Annotated in this window: 5 protein-coding genes; all 5 read right to left on the reverse strand. The window is 31.6% G+C overall.

Translation table 11 applies throughout. The features are described 5' to 3' along the window. Positions 1-619 (reverse strand): EndoU domain-containing protein (locus CXF67_RS09075; protein WP_145990431.1); only part of this gene is annotated, 619 nt, incomplete at its 3' end. Positions 620-757: 138 nt separating this feature from the next. After that, the gene (locus CXF67_RS09080; RefSeq protein WP_028872321.1) at positions 758-1,312 is read right to left on the reverse strand and encodes a hypothetical protein; all 555 of its coding nucleotides are present in this window, start codon (positions 1,310-1,312) and stop codon (positions 758-760) included. Positions 1,313-1,327: 15 nt separating this feature from the next. Beyond that, positions 1,328-1,672, reverse strand: a complete 345-nt coding sequence (locus tag CXF67_RS09085; protein ID WP_102088469.1) for a hypothetical protein — start codon at positions 1,670-1,672, stop codon at positions 1,328-1,330. A gap of 221 nt (positions 1,673-1,893) precedes the next feature. Continuing rightward, the gene (locus CXF67_RS09090) at positions 1,894-2,583 is read right to left on the reverse strand and encodes a BRCT domain-containing protein (protein WP_102088470.1); all 690 of its coding nucleotides are present in this window, start codon (positions 2,581-2,583) and stop codon (positions 1,894-1,896) included. A 12-nt stretch (positions 2,584-2,595) separates the two neighbouring features. Next, positions 2,596-2,791 (reverse strand): hypothetical protein (locus CXF67_RS18205; protein WP_180957939.1); only part of this gene is annotated, 196 nt, incomplete at its 5' end.

Below are 2,791 nucleotides of genomic sequence, written 5' to 3' on the forward strand. Positions count from 1 at the left end.
TTATAATTATTTCCACTTCTATATTTGATTCAGTTAAAGATTTTATTTTACTATTAATTAAATCCTTTTCATTTAGTTTATCAAATGCGAATTTACATTCCATAAGTAATGTTGCTAAATTCCAATCCTTTGGAAAAAATGTGCTTGCTGCTCTCTTTTCAATCCATTTTTTTGTCTTAACGTCATAAAATTCAAACCTTGCTTTGAACACTCGAGTTGTCTCATTTATCTCAATAATCTCTAATATTCTGACTTTTTCTGGGTCGAAAAAATGAATACCTGTTAAGTCTCCTCTTTTTATTCGTCCGATTGTTGCGTGAATAAATCCGTCGACTATTGCAGGTTTAAATTCAGTTCCTTTAGGTGTTGCTATTAATTTTTCAGATGTTATTATATTCTTTTCCTCTACGATTTGTTGAGCTCTGTTCGGATTTGTAGTTTTCAGTAATTTTAATATTGGTGAATATCTTTTCAACGCTCGTAATGATTTAAAAGGTCCATTTCCATCTGAAAAGTCAATTGGAAAATGATTTGGAATTCGAACGATAAATGTTCCCTCTTTAAGCTTCTGTTTGTCTGTGGAAAATCCATTCCGAAGTATGTAGTAATGGTATTCCATATTTGTTGCTAACGTGATGTGTATGGTTAGTTGCGTGTTTAAGCAACTGATTTAGTAAACAAATACGGACTAGAGAAAATTCCGAAGAAATTTTCCAGATGAGCACTTGCCAAAGCAATAAATTATATACGGTGTTAGCTACTGGCCCAATTCAGTTCTTGCTTCTGCTGTCAATAGCAATGTCATAAGTTTTAAACTTTTGGAATCTTTAAATCCAAGTTCTTTTCTCATATCTCTAAGAAAACCATCTGCATTGTTCAAAATAGCACTTGTATTTCCTTTATGAATATCGAGATTGTCCTCATATTCAACATACTTTTTAATTAAGTCTTCACTTCCCCAATTCATTAAACCTTTCTTGAAAAGAGCCATTTCTTCTGTTGCTTTCTTTGTAAGACCATCTCGATTGTTTTTTACATTTTTAAAGATCTCAAAAAACGCATTATAAAAGTGTTCGCAAACTTTTTGTTTTTCTTTTAATATGTGTAATTCATATTCTCTTTCCCGTGTTTTTTTATTATTTATATTTACTGTCATTACCGAAGTAAATGCTGCAACTATAACTGCTACTATTCCAAGGACTGATATTTTCGACTCTAAATCATTGATGTAAAAAACACCCCAAACTGACAATGAAACTAATATCAAAATTAGAATGAATAACCATATATTTATAAAGAAGCTTTTTGTCATTTTTGTTGATATTTTTTAGTTATTGGGATTATGAAATTTATAGGCTCTTTCAAAAATTCTGTTACCTAATTGAATTCCTTCCATTCCTACAAAATCGTCCCAAGCAGAAGTAGGCGCAAACCAAACACATATGTTTTTAAAATCAGGCACGTTTTGGTATTTTAGGTTGTATAATTCTTCTGAAAAAGCATTATGAAATTCTTCTGCTGATAAAAAAACACCTGAGTATCCTCCACTATATTCAGATCCAAGTTTTAGAGCTGAATCTAAATCATCGAATAATTCAAAAAGTTCGAATTTTTTCCATTCCTCGCTTTTCGATAATTTCTTTTTTCTTTTCCTAAATATTCTATTGAGCATTTATTTCGGCTTGTAGCTAACGGTTAGTATATAGCAAGTAGGGCAATAGAAAGCGATAAACTTTCGAGTTTGCACTGAGCCAAATTTTTATAATTTGTTTTTAACTTATTCATATTAAAAGCCATATTAAAAATTTGGCTGTGTTTGTAAATAGCAATGAACTTTCCTAAACCACTGAACGCCCTATTTGTTATATACAGTGTTACCACATGTTTTTATTTTTATTCAGTCAACTTAGTTCTAAGTGGAATATCTTGTAAAAGCTTAGCAAAACTTGCCGTTCCTTCCTTCTTTTCGCTCCAAGAAATATCTCCGTCAAGTCCTTTTATTGACTCAAAACCTTTAGCAATCATATCCACAAATTCCTGACTGTCTGCGTCTAAGTCAAGGTGTTTGACAATTCTACATTGAAAGAAAAGTAAGTTGTCAATATCCTCTTGACTAAATTCGTTATAAAGGTCTTTGTAAATAAATGGTTCTTCAACTGTTGCAGAAACGTGAGAATTTGTCGTTTCTGTTAGTAACTCCAAAAACTCTTCAAGAGCTGTAATATCCATATCTCCGTTTTGAAATAATGCTTTATACCTGTAAATCAATAGTTTTTCGTCAATTTCTCCACTGTCAACAGGAGCGATATTTTCCAACCCAATCATAAAGTCTTTTTCCGAAATGATTTTTAGGTCAGCTCCATTTTCGATTAACTGTTTAGCTTTTACTATTTTATTCCCGTAGTTTCCATGTTTCCATCCTGTTGAGGGTATTGAGCCCAAAACCAAATAAGTCAATTCGTTATTAATTACTTTTTGAGAATATCCACTTCTTGCACGTACTTCTCTTTCCGCTTGTGTTCTTTTTAATTCGGCCAACTTTCCTGTAAAACAGAAACTATTTTCTTCAAAGGATATATTCATAGTTTAAAAATCTTAAAGTCCTACTTTTTTACCTGCTTCCGTTTCTATCTTTTTCCATTTTTTATAATTCTCTTCATCATTTGCTTGTAGAAATGCTGCGGATACCATGCCTGCTTGAACATAGGCATCCATATCAGAACCGTTTCTTTTAGCTATTTCGTATTGTTTAATAGCGTCATTAGCAACCTGCAATTCTATTTTTTTTAAA

Source organism: Psychroflexus sp. MES1-P1E (assembly GCF_002836055.1).
Classification (GTDB): domain Bacteria; phylum Bacteroidota; class Bacteroidia; order Flavobacteriales; family Flavobacteriaceae; genus Psychroflexus.